The 14944-nt window shown below is 39.2% G+C and carries 15 protein-coding genes and 1 pseudogene; 6 read left to right on the forward strand and 10 right to left on the reverse strand.

Annotated features, from left to right (window positions below; all coding sequences use genetic code 11):
• Window positions 1-21: 21 nt before the first annotated feature.
• A complete protein-coding gene (gene pheS / locus FTT88_RS10215) occupies window positions 22-1002 on the reverse strand; it encodes a phenylalanine--tRNA ligase subunit alpha (RefSeq protein WP_180005036.1) in 981 nt (326 codons plus the stop codon).
• A 159-nt stretch (window positions 1003-1161) separates the two neighbouring features.
• On the opposite strand from pheS, the gene FTT88_RS10220 reads away from it, so the two are divergent.
• Entirely contained in the window at window positions 1162-2190 is a 1029-nt protein-coding gene (locus FTT88_RS10220; RefSeq protein WP_180005035.1) for a hypothetical protein, read from the forward strand.
• Window positions 2191-2274: 84 nt separating this feature from the next.
• Here FTT88_RS10220 and FTT88_RS10225 read toward each other — a convergent pair whose 3' ends face one another.
• Both FTT88_RS10225 and FTT88_RS10230 read right to left on the reverse strand, forming a co-directional pair.
• Window positions 2275-2487 (reverse strand): hypothetical protein, encoded by a 213-nt coding sequence (locus tag FTT88_RS10225; RefSeq protein WP_111884721.1) that lies wholly within the window; start codon window positions 2485-2487, stop codon window positions 2275-2277.
• Between the two features lie 109 nt (window positions 2488-2596).
• Window positions 2597-3148: an AAA family ATPase gene (locus tag FTT88_RS10230; RefSeq protein WP_180005034.1), complete on the reverse strand. Its 552-nt coding sequence runs from the start codon at window positions 3146-3148 to the stop codon at window positions 2597-2599.
• A 575-nt stretch (window positions 3149-3723) separates the two neighbouring features.
• Here FTT88_RS10230 and FTT88_RS10235 point away from each other — a divergent pair.
• The gene (locus FTT88_RS10235; RefSeq protein ID WP_180005033.1) at window positions 3724-4866 is read left to right on the forward strand and encodes a hypothetical protein; all 1143 of its coding nucleotides are present in this window, start codon (window positions 3724-3726) and stop codon (window positions 4864-4866) included.
• Window positions 4867-4943: 77 nt separating this feature from the next.
• On the opposite strand, the gene rplT is transcribed toward FTT88_RS10235, so the two are convergent.
• Together rplT and rpmI are read right to left on the reverse strand one after the other, a co-directional pair.
• Window positions 4944-5303 (reverse strand): 50S ribosomal protein L20, encoded by a 360-nt coding sequence (gene rplT, locus FTT88_RS10240; RefSeq protein WP_004647525.1) that lies wholly within the window; start codon window positions 5301-5303, stop codon window positions 4944-4946.
• A gap of 11 nt (window positions 5304-5314) precedes the next feature.
• Window positions 5315-5509 carry a 50S ribosomal protein L35 gene (gene rpmI / locus FTT88_RS10245; RefSeq protein WP_065994397.1) on the reverse strand — a complete coding sequence of 65 codons (195 nt, stop codon included), beginning with the start codon at window positions 5507-5509 and terminating at the stop codon, window positions 5315-5317.
• Between the two features lie 223 nt (window positions 5510-5732).
• Here rpmI and FTT88_RS10250 point away from each other — a divergent pair, with 223 nt between their 5' ends.
• From FTT88_RS10250 to FTT88_RS10260, 3 genes are all read left to right on the forward strand, one after another.
• Window positions 5733-6995 (forward strand): MFS transporter, encoded by a 1263-nt coding sequence (locus tag FTT88_RS10250; protein ID WP_180005048.1) that lies wholly within the window; start codon window positions 5733-5735, stop codon window positions 6993-6995.
• A gap of 102 nt (window positions 6996-7097) precedes the next feature.
• Window positions 7098-7838, forward strand: a complete 741-nt coding sequence (locus tag FTT88_RS10255; protein ID WP_180005032.1) for an energy transducer TonB — start codon at window positions 7098-7100, stop codon at window positions 7836-7838.
• A 371-nt stretch (window positions 7839-8209) separates the two neighbouring features.
• Window positions 8210-8944, forward strand: a complete 735-nt coding sequence (locus FTT88_RS10260; RefSeq protein ID WP_180005031.1) for an energy transducer TonB — start codon at window positions 8210-8212, stop codon at window positions 8942-8944.
• Between the two features lie 58 nt (window positions 8945-9002).
• On the opposite strand, the pseudogene FTT88_RS10265 reads toward FTT88_RS10260, so the two are convergent.
• From FTT88_RS10265 to FTT88_RS10275, 3 genes and pseudogenes are all read right to left on the reverse strand, one after another.
• Window positions 9003-9422 (reverse strand): annotated as a pseudogene (locus FTT88_RS10265) (YqaA family protein); the annotation flags it as partial.
• A 21-nt stretch (window positions 9423-9443) separates the two neighbouring features.
• Window positions 9444-9728: a hypothetical protein gene (locus tag FTT88_RS10270; RefSeq protein ID WP_078192639.1), complete on the reverse strand. Its 285-nt coding sequence runs from the start codon at window positions 9726-9728 to the stop codon at window positions 9444-9446.
• A gap of 623 nt (window positions 9729-10351) precedes the next feature.
• Window positions 10352-10969, reverse strand: a complete 618-nt coding sequence (locus tag FTT88_RS10275; RefSeq protein ID WP_180005029.1) for a glutathione S-transferase N-terminal domain-containing protein — start codon at window positions 10967-10969, stop codon at window positions 10352-10354.
• A gap of 315 nt (window positions 10970-11284) precedes the next feature.
• Between FTT88_RS10275 and FTT88_RS10280 the strand changes: the two genes are divergently transcribed.
• On the forward strand, window positions 11285-11746 hold the full coding sequence (locus FTT88_RS10280; protein WP_168378471.1) for an Hsp20 family protein: 462 nt from the start codon (window positions 11285-11287) through the stop codon (window positions 11744-11746).
• 700 nt (window positions 11747-12446) lie between these two features.
• On the opposite strand, the gene infC is transcribed toward FTT88_RS10280, so the two are convergent.
• Both infC and thrS read right to left on the reverse strand, forming a co-directional pair.
• Window positions 12447-12995: a translation initiation factor IF-3 gene (gene infC / locus FTT88_RS10285; RefSeq protein ID WP_078192643.1), complete on the reverse strand. Its 549-nt coding sequence runs from the start codon at window positions 12993-12995 to the stop codon at window positions 12447-12449.
• 5 nt (window positions 12996-13000) lie between these two features.
• Window positions 13001-14923 carry a threonine--tRNA ligase gene (gene thrS / locus FTT88_RS10290; protein WP_078189589.1) on the reverse strand — a complete coding sequence of 641 codons (1923 nt, stop codon included), beginning with the start codon at window positions 14921-14923 and terminating at the stop codon, window positions 13001-13003.
• Between the last annotated feature and the right edge of the window lie 21 nt (window positions 14924-14944).

Below are 14944 nucleotides of genomic sequence, written 5' to 3' on the forward strand. Positions count from 1 at the left end.
TAGGGAGAGGTATAAAACTGTTTAAGCAAATTGGCGTAAGAAACGCACATCATTTTGGTAGAACATACGCAGGTCATTAATGCCATAACGCAACATTGCAAAACGCTCTACACCTAAACCGAAGGCAAAGCCTTTGTATTTTTCTGGGTCAATGCCAGCGGCTTGTAAAACGTTTGGATGCACCATACCGCAGCCCAAAACTTCCAACCATTTACCACGTTCATCCATGATATCCACTTCCGCACTTGGCTCTGTAAATGGGAAATAAGATGGACGGAAACGCACTTTCAAATCTTTTTCAAAGAATTCATTTAACAAGTTCACCAACAAACCTTTAAGCTCTGCAAAGCTAGTGTTTTCAGCCACATACAGACCTTCGATTTGATGGAACATTGGAGAATGCGTTTGGTCCGAGTCACAGCGATATACACGACCAGGACACACAATACGGATTGGTGGCTGACTCGTTTCCATGGTACGAATTTGCACGCCTGAGGTATGCGTACGAAGTAAATGATTCGCATCAAAATAGAAAGTGTCGTGCATCGCACGTGCAGGGTGATGACCCGGAATGTTCAATGCTTCAAAGTTGTGATAATCATCTTCAACTTCTAGACCAGTCGCAACAGTAAAGCCAGCTTTGGTAAAAAATTGGCAAATACGTTCTTGAACTTGGGTCACAGGGTGAATACTACCCACCGTTTGACCACGGCCGGGTAAAGTAATATCAATCGTTTCGCTAGCAAGCTTTTGTTCTAATGCAGCTTTTTGTAATTCAGCTTGACGAGCAGTCAGTGCGCCAGTAATCGATTCACGAACGGCATGAATTTGAGCACCAAAAACTTTACGTTCTTCTGGGTCCATTTTACCGAGCGACTTCGATTGTTCCGCGAGCTGGCTTTTCTTCCCTGTAAATTGCACTCGCACTTGGTCGAGTGTAGCAAGGTCCTCTGCTGCTGCAATCGCAGCGAGCGCTTCAGTGGTCAGGGCTTCCAGTGACATAGTAACTCTCAAAGCAACAATTTAAAAAAATAATATAAACCCCTTATTCTAACAGTTTTTAGCCGTTATGATGAAGCGCATTCACAAGTTAAAATTGCATTAGCATCAAGTTTTAAAAAAAGTATAAGATAAACACAATATCAATGGGATCCAATCTTTATGGCACTCGATCCAATCTGGAAACAACAGCTCACACTCGTCACTTATGGCAATGAATTTCTCAACCAAGGTTTGAGTTTTCAACGTTGGTTGAATCACCACATTTTTGATCAGCACAGTTTCCATTTTCGTGATTTGCTATCACAGCATTTATTGGCTCAACATTTCCAAATTTGGCTAGAAGGCTTAAAAAAACACGGGGTACAACGCTTAAGCTTACATAGCTCTAGCTTGCTAAATGATGAACAAAATCCGAATGCTAACGTTGAACTTCTTCCCTTTGCCCATTTTATTGTGAGCCACGAACAAAATAAAAAGCAGGCATGGATTTTTGGTAAAGAACTTGCCGAGTGGTATAACGCAGAAAATGACTATGAAGCACCTGTATCCCAACAACTACAAATACGTCGCGAAACTTTTTGGCGCTATGAGCTGAACCATAAACTCATTAAACGCATCGAAGCGGATATGCAGTTACCAAAATGGGATGATATTCATAACTTCACTGAAGCAGAATTATTTTTGCAAAAACCGGCGGAAGGTTTTATTGAGCCGGAGGTGTTAGGCACACCTTATTATGGTACGCAGCCTGATCTAAGCAGCGAATCGAATGAATCTACAAAACTTGCACTCTTGCCAACGGATGCACAAGCGGATTTCGCACATGACAGCTTACATCGCCTAGAAGCATTAAACCGCCATATTCAGTCTAAAATTCAGCATCCCTATCACGCAGATGGCAGCATCTATACACCTGAAGAACAGTTAAATTTGCGACATTTTGCTCAAAAAACTGAAGATTTAACGGCAAAATTTATCGTAAAAGTCGCCAATCACTATAAAACTGCACGTTTAACTCCTGTGGTTGAAAGCTCTCCTCTGGATGGATTTAAAACTGAGGATAGAAAATCAAATCCTCAACATGCACACACGCCAAATCCAACCCATAAACCCGGTGCAGGTGGAGTGATTACTTTAATTATTATTACGGTAGTGATTTGCTTATTGGCTTATTACTTCGGACTTTAACTGTATAAATGTGATCAACACTAAAAAGCCCTTCTCATAGAAGGGCTTTTTTATAAACATACTTCTGTATGAAAGATTTCAAAATTATGAGGTCGTTAAATAATTAAATGGACGAATTTCCAATCGAACGCGATGCTGATCGGCATGTTGATTAATATAATGACTGACAGAGACTACTTCCCCCTCAAGCTCTGCGTCTGCACCATACATGATTTTGACTGCCTCACCTTTGCGGGGAATCATTTCGAGCTCTACAGTAATGCTACCTTGACCCATACCAACTATTTCAGCCAACATTTTATTTTCCTTTTGTTCTTTTCTGTCCATACATTAGGCATGGCGCAAAGCTTGGTATAAAGATTATTTCTGTAACTTGGCTGCACTTTTTATTTTTGCAATATAAAACTTAAACATCAAAAACATAAGAGCCCAATTGTTCTAAAAACGCATCAACTGCAGTTGGTGTCTCTAATCGAATCCATTGAATATGTTGATATTCAGGTGCAGTCATCATCTGTAGATATTTTTCACGATTTTTTTTATGAGTTTTAATCATCCACCAAACGATTGAATCTCGACCAAACATTCGCCACAAACTTTCCTGATTATTTGAATCTGGCCAAAGATCTTGTTTGGACTTAGCCCGAGAAATCGCGCGCTTTACAGAGCGGTATAAATTGACTGGAAACGGTAGATCGAGCCAAATCACCGTATCTATTTCCGACCATTTCACCGGAATCGCCCGAGTATAGTTGCCATCGATAACATAACCATTTTTCGCTTTGGCAATTTCAGCTTCGATACGTGCAAAAAAGATTTCGTCAGGACACTCCTGCCAATCATCCAGCCAAAATAGGTTATCCAGTTCAATATAATGCAGCCCTAATTTTTCCGCCAATGCCCTAGAAAATGTTGATTTTCCTGTAGCAGATGTACCGACTACGTTTATTTTTTTCATTGTCATGATGATCTACTTGAGTCAAGTGAACCTACTTCAAGATAACAGTATTAGATAAGATAGGTTAACTTTTATTCTTCACGATAATTTAAAAGATCTGCATCGATATTGATAAAGTCAGGTTCAATTGCAGTATAAAAACACACTTTTCACAGACTATATTGATCCAATAATTTTTCAGTTGGTATTTATCCATTCATTTATGGCCGTCCCCCCTATCTGCACGCCTTATAAAAAAAACAGATTCTAGCTGTCCCCAGATGAATGAATTAATTCTGCCCGCAATTATGATGAACATGCGCAATATAAATACCTTCCCGTTCTGAGCGAAAAGCACCGTGTGCATGTGCGGGCCTTCAACTGAGCATTAAACAAACCGGCCAGGCAACAAGATCGAAGCTAAACATTGAAATCACGACATAATACGCACAAACCGTGGCTCGGGGCGCAGCACCTACCTAGCCTATTCATTTTCAGATATAATTTAGCGCTAAGCATCGATCAAATATTCAAAATTTAAATATAGTAACCAAACACTTAAATATAAAATTTCAACATAATTATTATGAGACTTTATGAAAACAGAATTTGACATTTATGCTAAAAAACCGCTGATTTCATGGCCAACAATTTTAATGCTTATTTTACTAGGCATTGCGATGGTCTTTATTATACCTTTTTTCAAATGGTTTAGAGATCAAGCTCAACCGCTTAACGTCAGCATAGTGATTGAATACCTGCAATTCACCCTAAAAAATTTCCCGATTTACAAGCTGCAAGCCGATCATGCCCAGCTGATCCTGCTCTACATCGTATCTATAATTGTCATTGATTACTTAAAAACGCAGATTAAACTGGTCATTACGCCTGATAAAATTTATTACCGCTTGTGGAAAATACCTCTCAGCACATTCATTCAGCGGCAGGAGGTAGAATACTGTCAATTTGCCATTCTTGGTATAAAACGCCCAAAACGGATCTCATGGCTGCAGCGTCCTATTTATCAGACTGCCAACAAAGAAAATCCACAGCTTTTATTCTTCCCCCTTAAAAATGTTCAATCTCAACTGCACCTTGCATGCTTAAGTGAACATGAAAAAGGGCAGCCGATTCAAATACTCAAACAATATTATAATTTTCAGGATGAGATTGCGGCGCTGACGCTTTCTCAAGAAGATCTGCAAAATTTAATTCTGCAAACCAAGATCAGCCCGCGGATCGCCTACCTGATTATCGGCAGCGTTCCTATTGGTATTTTGGGCTTATATTTAAACGCGCAAGCGCAGTTCTTTTACATTTCCAATTATCCGGTTTTGCTGTGTTTGGCCATTATTTTTCTGCTGATTTTCATTCCAAGCGTATTGTGGATACAAAAAGATATTCCCAAAATGGCGTTTACAGGAAGCGTGCTGTCCAGTACATTTTTAACGCTGAGCCTGAGCTTTTTTCTAATGCCGGTATTGCATAGTTATTATGCTTTGCATTTTGGCACTCATAAAATGACCGATGCGCAATTACTCTCAATGGATGCAGATGGTCAGAAATGGTTGTTATTAGACAACCAGCAAACTTTTCATATTTTACCCAAAACACCTTTCTACAACACGCACTTTAAAATAAATGCAATTTATGAATTTCCCATTTATTATCATTGGCATAACTATCATTTTCAGCACCGAGACCTTGCTTATGTCCAGCTTAAAACAAAAACCGATTAATATTGGTTAAGCTTACATAAGAATTTAAAGCCCAAAAAAAGACCGCTAAAAGCGGTCTTTTTTTAAGTCATAAAGACTTATGCAGCTAATGCATCTTTAGCTTTAGAAGCTAAAGCAGCAAACGCAACTGCGTCATGCATAGCGATGTCAGCAAGTACGCGACGGTCGATAATCACTTGAGCTTTTTTCAAGCCAGCGATCATACGGCTGTACGACAAACCATTTTGACGAGCACCGGCATTGATACGCGCAATCCATAGAGCACGGAATTGACGTTTCTTTTGACGACGGTCACGGTAAGCATATTGACCTGCTTTGATTACTGCTTGGAACGCTACGCGATATACGCGTGAACGAGCGCCGTAGTAACCTTTAGCACGAGCAAGAATTTTTTTATGACGGCGATGAGCCTGTACACCACGTTTAACACGAGCCATTTATAATCTCCTTAGATGTATGGGCACATACGGCGAACTGAAGCAACGTCACTTACGTGAACCATTACACAGCCGCGTAATTGACGGATACGCTTAGCAGATTTTTTGGTCAAAATGTGTCGTTTGAACGCTTGGTGACGTTTAAAACCGTTTGCAGTTGGCTTGAAGCGTTTAGCTGCACCACGGCGAGTTTTCATCTTAGGCATAAGAACCTCTTTTGAACACCTGTTCGGCACGTCTGCACCATTGCAAAGACGCCCTGCAGGTAAGGGAGCGAGTATTCTAAAGCATCTTTGCTCAAAACAAAAGCGAATCTTTCTACCGAATATCGAACTTAATTAATTTTCTGATATAGATTTTCCGATGATTTTATAAGCGATGCCCAATAAGGCTTATATAATGTCGGCACGCCAACTATTAATGTCCATTATGAAACCTGCACAGGATGCTTTTGCAGCCCTACGTTATCGGGATTTCTCGATTGTTACGCTCAATCAATTTTGTCTGACCTTAGCCATTTTGATTCAAGAAATTATTGTTGCTTACTCACTGTATCAAATCACTAAAGACCCGCTAACACTGGGCTTAATTGGTTTAGCCGAAGCAATTCCTTTTATTGCTCTCTCTTTGTGGGGAGGATACTTTGCAGATCGTTTCAATAAACAGACCATTATGAAAATTTGTCTGTTTTTTTCTATACCGATGCCACTGATTCTTTGGGGGTTATTTCACCAATATGGACTCGGGCAAATTGATGTCACCCAACTGTCTTGGGGGATTTATGCGGTCATTTTTGGGCTTGGAACCATCCGAGGTTTCTATAATCCGTCTGCAACATCGCTTAAGCCTTTTTTAATCCCGCGTGAGCTCTATGCCAATGGTGCAACATGGACAACGATTGGTTGGCAAAGTGGGGTGATTATTGGGCCAATGCTCGGCGGTTTCATGTTGGCATTTTTGGGCCGTGAAACCAGTTTGCTCAGTGTTGCGGCGCTACTGACAGTCTGCTTCGTCCTCATTAATCTGCTCAGTAAACGCAGCTTCCCTAAAATTGAATCTGACAATTTAAAAGATAGTTTAAGTGAAGGTTTTCGTTTTATCTGGAAAACCAAAATTGTCCTTTGGGCGATTTCACTCGATTTGGTTTCTGTGCTTTTTGGTGGCGTGATTGCCCTCTTACCGATTTTTGCCGAAGATATTTTAAAAGTGGGGCCTGAAGGTTTAGGCTACTTACGAGCAGCACCGTCTATTGGCGCCCTGATCACTATGATTGCATTGACCAAATTCCCTCCAACTCATCATGCATGGCGTAATATGTTATTGGCTGTAGCGGGTTTTGGTGTATTTACCATTTTATTCGCATTTTCAAGCAATCTTTGGTTATCACTCTTTGCACTGGCAATGACTGGGGCATGTGACAGCATCTCTGTAGTAGTTCGCCAAACCATTTTACAGCTCTACCCGCCCGAAAATATGCGGGGTCGTGTTGCTGCGGTGAATGGCATGTTTGTTTCTAGCAGTAATGAACTTGGAGCTTTTGAATCGGGACTTGCAGCAAAATACATGGGCACGATCATGGCGACACTTTTTGGTGGTTGTATGACCATGGCTGTTGTTGCAATCAGCTGGGCAAAAACACATGATTTATTTAAAGTAGATATCACCCAAAGTAATGAAAATTTAAAAAAATAAATTTACCGATCATATTAAGGGCAAATATTCATTTTGCCCTTTTTTTATGGATGATTTACACTCTATTTTTCTCCTTTATTTTAATAATTTAAGATTTATTTTATGAAAATTAAAACATTGATTTTACTGAGCAGTATTTTATGTGGCTATTCCTATGCTGATACTAACCTAAACACCATGCCCAAAGAAGTTAAATTAAAATCTAGTGATGTTAGTTGGCTTAGAACACCAAGAATTGACTTTAATGCAAATGATCTAAAAGGTAAGTCTCGTGAATTTCTTGTACGTTTATATGTAAATGAGACTGGTAAAGTGACTCAAGTCGAAACTCTCAAAAGTACAGGCTTAGATGCTTTGGATCGAAAAATCAGCGTATCCTTAAGATATGCAAGATTTAAGCCTTATATAGAGCATGGTCAAGCCACTTCATTTGTTGCTGACCTACCTATTAAACTAGAAACTATTGAAGAAAATACTGATTCCCCAAGTCGTATTTCACCTCAATGCAAAATAGAACTTCATTCAAATGTTTATGAAGCTCAAGACAAAGGCGCAAAAACCGCATTTAAATATCAACGAACTTTGCAATCTATCTATTTAGATCGAAGTCTGTTCACTAAAACTAGTCCGTCTATCTCCATAACATTCACAATGAAAAAAAATACAGTAACCACTCCAGACATTACACTGATAGAAAGTTCAGGTAATCAATATATCGATGAACAAATCAAACAAGTCATTTCCCATACAGCAGTTCAATCTAAAAAATCATGGTTTCCATTTTTTAAAATGACAGCTACAGATCAAATTCGTCTCGATAGCAGTGATTGTGAAAATAATTAAATCATTAAAATTAGCCTATAAAATGTAGCTTGATAAAAATATATCTACCTGCATTTGCTAGAGTGACCATGAATAAAAGTCGCCATTTTTTTCATTTACTATGCCTGCTATAAACCTCATGGGATCGCGAATCATGAGCATCCAGCTCATCGGCAAAGACCAATCTTCCTATGTGGTGGCTGTATGACAATGGCTGTAGTAGCAATCAGTTGGGCGAAAACACGTGATTTATTTGGCGTGGACATTACTCACCAGTCGAAAAAATAAGAGAATATTTTTCATTTACACCTTGCCAGTATTTTCAATACAGGAAATACTGCGCAGCAATATCGACTCAATATCACTCTACGACGTGATGCAAGAATAGACTTATGAAACAATATCTGTGCTTAACCCTTTTGGCCTGCGCTCCATTTTCTACAGCGTTTAGTGCTTCAACCAAAACCCATCAACTTCCGGCACAGAATATTGAAGTTGCTCCTGCGCATTTAACCACGCGTTTAAATTGGTCGGTTTTCCCAAAACCAGTATATGCCAATGAGGACCTCAAGCAACGTGATCGCGCAGCCATTATTCGTGTCACAGCGAATGCAAAAGGCACAATTACCGATGCAAGTGTTGAAGAAAGTACAGGTGTCGATCAACTCGACCGAATCTTAATTTCTGCTGTCAAAAAAGCTAAAGTCAAACCACATTTAGAAAATGGTGAAGCCAAAGCCATTATTGGCTATCAAGCGTTTAATTTGAGAGTTAAAGGCAATACGCCTGAATGTGATTTCAACTTTGATTCAAAAGTTTGGAATGCACAAAGTGCAGATAAGAAAACGCCATTCCAATATGTATCTCAACCAAAATTAGATCTCACTACTCATGAATTGAAACAGCACGATCGTAAAGTCAAATTTAACTTTAAAGTGGATAAACACGGACAAGTAAAAAAGGTGAAGATCAAGCAAGGCTCTGGCATTTATGCACTCGATCAGAAAGTCGTTGAAGCATTGAGAAATAGTCAGATCTCGGTTAAACGTACTGCGAGCACCCTTTGGATCTACAAAAAGTCGAACTTTAAAGATGAAATTCAATTTAAAGTGAATGGCTGTAAATAAATAATAGATGCAACATTTCAAACAGGGATTGAATCTTTCAATGCCCTGTTTTGTTATCTCAGAAAAAACCTAAAAATATAAGATAAATACAGAGATAACGCCCTGTTTTCGCTACGGTCACCATGAAAACAAAGCGCCAGAAGTTTTCTTTCATTAAACCCGCGATTAAAGTAATTGGGTCTCCAATCATCGGCAGCCAACTCAGTAGCAAAGACCAATAGCCATATTTGTGATAAATGCCCTGTGCCTGCTGCATTTTCAGCTCTGACACGGGAAACCATGTTTTATTTTTATAATGTTCTACTTTTAAACCGAGCCACCAATTCACACAAGAACCGAGAATATTACCAATACTGGCCACCACAATCAGCAGCCATGGATTATGTTGACCATAGCTCAACAAGCCGAGCAATACGGCTTCGGACTGTAAAGGAAGTAAGGTCGCAGCCCCAAATGCCGCGAAGAATAAAACTAAAAACTACCACATCGAAACGAATGCTTAGAGACCTAATTTTTTCTTCGACTTCAAATATTCAAAATTTGACCAAAGCACTGCTGCAACAATTACAACGATTCTCGACCATTTATATTGTGAAGAAATCGGTTCAATCGCAGCTCGCATCAAGTTTTGATCTTTGGTATGTAAATCTGCAAGAATATTTTGAACATGCACAATTTCAGCGACAAATAGCACTAAGCAGCCTGCAATACCAAAAATAATACTCCAATAGATTCTTGGGTTATTTTCAACAATACGGGTAAAATTTAAGAAAAAGTCTTTCATCGCAAAATCGTCCAACTAAGCCGTCAACAACGCGTTCTTTTCGGCAGCGCCGCATTCTAACACAGCGTTAGAATTTTCTTCCGTCCTATCTAAAATCTTAAGGTGAGTCTTTCCGCACTTTACTTTTATACATGAGACTTCTAATCTGCCACGCAAATATTGAATAATTTTAACTCACTTTATGAAAAAAATTCTTTGCTTAAGTTTTATTGTGTTATTACAAATTTTGACCGCTTTATATGCACAAAGTCCTTCTGAAGTTGCCAAACAACACGTGATTACACAAGATCAAATGATTTGGCAAAAGCGACCTATCTTTAACTTCAACAATGACGATCTGGGCAATCAAAATCGTGACCTTAGTTTTAAATTGTATGTTTTAGCCACCGGCGAAGTTCAAAAAGCTGAATTAATCAAAAGCTCTGGACTTACACACATTGATAAGCGGGTTGAGCAGTCACTTTTACGTGCCAAGTTCAAACCTTATATCGAAAATGGTGTAGCCTCCCCCTTTGTTGCCCTACAGCCCTTCTCACTCAAGACCCTGAAAGAAAACCAAAGACCTTGGTGGAAAAGCTTCTATTCATTTCATAAAAAAAAGAGCATGTTTCCATGCTCTTTTTTTAAACCTGTATTGCTAAGGCTTTTTGTACCGCTGGACGGGCCGTCAGTCGATCGATATAGTCTTTCACGTATGGATAATCTTCCAGCTGAATTTGCTGCCATTCATGACGCAGTGCCCAAGGCAGAATAGCCATATCTGCAATCGAATACTCTCCAGCCACAAATTTTTGACCAATCAACTGATGGTTCAAAACTTTATACAAGCGTTTAGATTCATTTACATAACGTTCAGTTGCATACGGAATACGTTCAGGTGCAAAACGACTAAAATGATGATTTTGTCCTAACATGGGCCCAAAACCACCCATTTGCCACATCAACCATTGTTCAACTTCAACGCGCTCAAACTCATCTTCTGGATAAAACAAACCTGTTTTACGTCCAAGATATTGCAGAATCGCACCAGACTCAAAAACTGAAATTGACTCTCCTCGTGGGCCATTCTGATCCACGATTACAGGGATTTTATTGTTCGGAGAAATTCTCAAAAAGTCTGGCTGAAATTGATCATTTTCCAAGATATTAATCGGAAAAATTTGGTATTCCAAACCCATTTCTTCTAAAGCGATGGTAATTTTATGTCCATTGGGTGTACCCCAATAGTAGAGATCAATCATCTATATTCCTTTTCAATTTTCAGTAAGGCAATCTCATTTTGCTTTATGTATAACATGTTTAATCCAGTGAAAGCTTGTCAGTTTTTCTGAAAAGTAACGTTAAAATGTGAATTATCACTTTGCTTTTAAAATCACTTAAGGTACAAAAGTTCAAAAAATATAATTTTTTTATAAAAATCCCTTGAAAAAAATCAGCACAGACCGATATTGATACATGTACAAGGATCAAACGATCTTGTTAGTGAACAGTGGATGCCAAGCATCACTGAACATTTCTTATTGTTACAACTTTGCTTATTAAAGAGAGTTCTAATTATGAGTAGTTTAAATCTTAACCCACTTTTCCGTCGTAGCATTGGTTTTGATCGTTTCAACGATTTATTTGATTATGCCATGCAAAGCGACACACCAAATTACCCGCCATACAATATTGAAAAAACGGCTGAAAATAGCTATCGCATTGTGGTGGCAACCGCAGGTTTTACAGAAGATGAACTTTCGCTAAACTTAGAAAATCAAGTGCTAAGCATTTCAGGTAAACCAACTGAAGCGCAAGATACAACTGTGGAATTCCTGCATAAAGGCATTGCTCGTCGTACATTTAAACTGTCTTTACGCTTAGATGAACATATAGAAGTGCAACAAGCCCTATATGAAAATGGTTTATTGACAGTGGACTTACAGCGTATTATTCCTGAAGAAAAACTACCACGCCAAATTCCAATTGGCAAAAAGGCATTGATAGAAAGTCCTGTCCAAGAAAATAGCGCTGAGTAAACCCTCATAAAAAAAGACCCTTCGGGGTCTTTTTTTTGAAAAAATAGTTAAATTCGTAACATGATAAACAAGAATTAAAATCATCCCATCTCAAAAATATAGTGTCTCGATTGCAAATTTTATGTTCTGATTTTTTATTCCAAACTAAATACTCCCTATAGGTGTTTTAATGAATCTTTGGTGGGTCTGGCTTACAAGCTGTTCATCCACTCTTTTTCAATTTTGGCGTATCTTGCAAAAAATAATCCTACTTTGTATTACTATCTATTTCTATGAAATGTACTTTGTTCTGATTGCTTTTATGACATGGAATATACGACCTAATATTACCAAGATGAAAATCTATTGGAGGGTACTGAAAATCCCCATCTCACGGCCGGTGTTATGTAAATAGATCTCACATAGTTAGCTCAATAAAAAGCTTTGCTCACTTTATACCTACATTAAAACTAAATTAAAGCATTTCAAAACGTCTGAATCGAAACAACGATTGAATATCAATTAAAATATAATCAAATTTGTCTTTCTTAAAGAATCTTACTTAATACCCTCAGACATAAGTTCGCATTCATGAATTTTGCTCTATTTTCCAATCAATACGCAGCAAAAATTATTGGTGCCCTTGAACATCATTGAGATTAAAAAACCAAAATATAGGCAAAAAAAAGCACTGCAAATGCAGTGCTTTTTTAATGGACACTTACTTTTTCTTTTTAGGACCAAGCAGCATACCCATTTGACGGCCTTCCATTTTTGGTGTTTGTTCAACAACACCATAGTCAACCACGTCAGCTTCAATTTTTTGCAATTGAGCCAAACCTAACTGTTGGTGTGCCATTTCACGACCACGGAAACGAAGCGTGATTTTTACCTTATTGCCTTCTTCAAGGAACTTGATAATGGCACGTAGTTTAACGTTGTAGTCACCAACATCAGTACCAGGGCGTAGCTTGATTTCTTTCACCTGTACTTGATGTTGTTTTTTCTTCGCTTCTTTTTGCTTTTGTTTTAGATCAAACAAATGCTTGTTAAAATCCATGATTTTGCAGACTGGTGGCTCAGCATTAGCAACAATCTCAACAAGGTCAAGATCTACTGCTTCTGCAGCACGCAAAGCGTCAGCAAGAGATACAATCCCTTTTTGCTCGCCATTTTCGTCTACTAGACGGACTTCTTTTGCACGAATTTCATCATTCAAGGCAGGACGGTTTGATTTTCCGCCCTGTTGATTACGGTCAGGCTGTTTAATCGCTTTTACTCCACAATGTACCGGCCGCGTTCGGCTACGGCTGCTTTTACTAGGTCAACGAATGCATCAATTGACATAGTACCCAAATTTTTTCCAGAGCGAGTACGGACGTTTACAGTACCTTCCTCAACTTCACGGTCCCCAAGAACCAATAAGTAAGGAATACGCTCTAAAGTACGTTCACGAATCTTAAAGCCGATTTTCTCATTTCTCAAGTCTGAAATCGCGCGGATACCGCTTTCTTTAAGTTTAGCGACGACTGACTCACATGCTTCAGCTTGTGAATCGGTAATGTTCATCACACATGCTTGAATTGGAGACAACCAAGGTGGCATGAAACCAGCATAGTGTTCAATAAGTATACCAATAAAACGCTCGAAACTGCCAAGAATTGCACGGTGCAACATTACAGGCTGATCACGGTCGTTATCTTCAGTCACATAAGATGCGTCAAGACGTTCTGGTAAGTTAAAGTCACATTGAATTGTACCGCACTGCCATACACGACCTAAGCAGTCTTTGAGTGAGAATTCAATTTTCGGACCGTAGAATGCACCTTCACCCGGTTGAAGTTCCCACTCTAGGCCTGCAGCATCTAAAGCATCTGCCAAAGATTTTTCCGCCATGTCCCAAAGTTTGTCATCACCCACACGTTTTTCTGGACGTGTAGACAACTTCATTTGTACTTCTTCAAAGCCGAAGTCTTTATATACATCTAATGTCAGTTTAATAAAGTCTGCAACTTCAGTACCGATTTGTTCTTTGGTACAGAAGATATGCGCATCATCTTGCGTAAAGCCACGTACACGCATAATGCCGTGTAATGAACCTGATGGTTCGTTACGGTGACATGAACCAAACTCAGCCAAACGAATTGGAAGATCACGGTAAGATTTCAAACCTTGGTTGAAGACTTGCACGTGACATGGGCAGTTCATTGGTTTTACTGCATAGTTACGGTTCTCTGAGTGAGTCGTAAACATGTTTTCAGCATAGTTTGCTGCGTGACCTGATTTTTCCCAAAGCGTGAAATCAACCACTTGCGGTGTACGGATTTCTTGGTAACCGTTGGCTTGTTGAACTTTACGCATGTATTGTTCAAGCACTTGGTAAATAGTCCAACCGTTTGGATGCCAGAACACCATACCCGGCGCTTCTTCTTGCATATGGAACAAGTCTAACGCTTTACCAATTTTACGATGATCGCGTTTTTCAGCTTCTTCAATACGTTTGATGTAGGCAGCTAACTGCTTTTTGTCCGCCCAAGCTGTACCGTAAATACGTTGTAGCTGTTCGTTTTTCGCATCACCGCGCCAGTAAGCACCAGAGATTTTAGTCAATTTGAACGATTTTAAGAATTTGGTATTTGGAACGTGCGGACCACGGCACATATCCAAGTAGTCTTGATGGTAGTACAAGCCCATTTCAGTTTCTTCAGGCATGTCTTCGATCAGACGCAGTTTGTATTCTTCGCCACGTGCAGTGAACTCTTTAATCACTTCATCACGTGGAGTCATTTTTTTGATGACATCGTAGTCTTGGTCGATGAGCTTTTTCATGCGCTCTTCGATTGCTGCCATGTCGTCTAAAGTAAACGGACGTGGCATCCAGATGTCATAGTAGAAACCTTCTTCAATGACAGGACCAATGACCATCTTTGCTTCTGGGAACAATTGCTTAACAGCATGACCCACCAAGTGCGCACAAGAATGACGAATGATGTGAATACCATCTTCATCTTTAGGCGTGATAATTTGTAGGCTTGCATCTTCTGTAATTAAATCAGACGCATCAACTAAACGATCGTTTACACGACCCGCAACTGTATTTTTTGCTAGACCAGGACCGATGCTTTGAGCAACTTCCATCACAGACACGGCATGATCAAATTCTTTTTGATCGCCATTTGGCAAAGTGATAATTGGCATATAAAAATCCTTAAGGAGTGA

Source organism: Acinetobacter sp. YH01024 (genome assembly GCF_013420195.1).
GTDB classification, from domain to species: domain Bacteria; phylum Pseudomonadota; class Gammaproteobacteria; order Pseudomonadales; family Moraxellaceae; genus Acinetobacter; species Acinetobacter amyesii.